The sequence below is a fragment of the Bariatricus sp. HCP28S3_F11 genome, from assembly GCF_052065395.1.
Lineage (GTDB): Bacteria > Bacillota > Clostridia > Lachnospirales > Lachnospiraceae > Allocoprococcus.
Genome location: NZ_JBQHUC010000103.1, coordinates 1 through 1,232 on the forward strand (window position 1 = coordinate 1; position 1,232 = coordinate 1,232).

Sequence of the window (1,232 nt, forward strand, 5' to 3'; positions counted from 1 at the left end):
TGAAAGGAGAAATCCCTGCTAGATGTATTCAAGAATACAGGAACGATTTAACTTATTTCACAAATGGGCAGGGAGTCTGCTTGACAGAGTTAAAAGGATACCAGCCAGCTACTGGTAAACTTATTTGCCAACCCCGCCGCCCGAATAGCCGTATAGATAAGGTTCGGCATATGTTCCACAAGTTAGCCTAACAGCTTGCATAAGTCGTATAAAATGAGATTTGAAAGGATTAGAAGCTAATTATGATGAAATGCGAATGGATATTATGTCCTGTTTGTGGGAGCAAAACCCGTAATAAAATTAGGAAGGACACTGTTTTGGAGAATTATCCCCTTTATTGTCCAAAATGCAGACAAGAAAGATTGATTAAAGTTGACAACTTGAAGATAACTGTCATCAAAGAGCCAGACGCTTAAGACGCAGAGCCGATGAAATTGTGGAACAATTCACGAATCATCGGCTCTTTTTGTTTCGTATTTGAAAGAACAAACTCACCAAATAAAAAAAACGATATTCGGGTGGGTTATTTTGTTATACCCTAAATTACCCTCTGAATTTGTTTTTAAATTTGGAGGGATTTTTTTATGTCCTTTTTTCGGGCAGTTATCTATCTGCTCATACGAAGCAAAATTTATCAATACATAGCATATCAGAGAACGGCAGGAAACCAGTTAAAAAAATTTCTGCCAGTGCAACGGTACTTCTCACCTTGAAAGTAGAAGTACAATCTCCATACAATAGAATTACTATTTCCTATAACCGTAAAGGTCACAGAGCCTTTGCGGTTTTTCTTTTGTCGATTTTTGTTGGAAAGTGCCGTAGGGCTGTTTCTGATATGCGGTGTCGTTCTCCGCCTCTCCATCTGGATTTTTTACATTTCAAAAATTCAGATGGGAGGTATTTATGGTGAAATATGCACCAAGAAAGGTATATATCAGAGAAAGTGGCGGCTATGTGGAATTATCCTACACGGAGTTCTGCCGTTGCAGGGAATCCGACCAGACCTATATGGACAAGCTGTTTATCCCCATTCAAGGCTGTCTGCTTGAAGTCGTGAGGGAGCAATACACAGACTTCTACCGTGACAAGGAACGGTGGCGTTATCTGCAAAAATTAGATACAACTCCATAAAGAACTGTTCCGACACTTCCAACTCGTGGGATTTGCCCTGCCCGTCCTTAAAGCTGATAAAATACCTTGTGCCGCTTTCCGTGGATTCCTCCCGAAGCGTG

Annotated in this window: 1 protein-coding gene and 3 pseudogenes; 3 read left to right on the forward strand and 1 reads right to left on the reverse strand. The window is 40.5% G+C overall.

The annotated features are described in order from the left end of the window. From ACTNBR_RS16420 to ACTNBR_RS16430, 3 genes and pseudogenes are all read left to right on the forward strand, one after another. Positions 1-191, forward strand: a pseudogene (locus ACTNBR_RS16420) (elongation factor G); the annotation flags it as partial. 54 nt (positions 192-245) lie between these two features. Further along, positions 246-416 (forward strand): cysteine-rich KTR domain-containing protein, encoded by a 171-nt coding sequence (locus tag ACTNBR_RS16425; RefSeq protein ID WP_004614788.1) that lies wholly within the window; start codon positions 246-248, stop codon positions 414-416. A gap of 490 nt (positions 417-906) precedes the next feature. After that, positions 907-1,119: pseudogene (locus ACTNBR_RS16430) on the forward strand (sigma-70 family RNA polymerase sigma factor); the annotation flags it as partial. Positions 1,120-1,123: 4 nt separating this feature from the next. Here the strand turns inward: ACTNBR_RS16430 and ACTNBR_RS16435 are convergent. After that, positions 1,124-1,232, reverse strand: a pseudogene (locus ACTNBR_RS16435) (sigma-70 family RNA polymerase sigma factor); the annotation flags it as partial.

Bases quoted from the DNA above. Each gene is read 5' to 3' on its own strand.
- ACTNBR_RS16425 (WP_004614788.1), top strand. From the start codon at position 246: ATGAAATGCGAATGGATATTATGTCCTGTTTGTGGGAGCAAAACCCGT.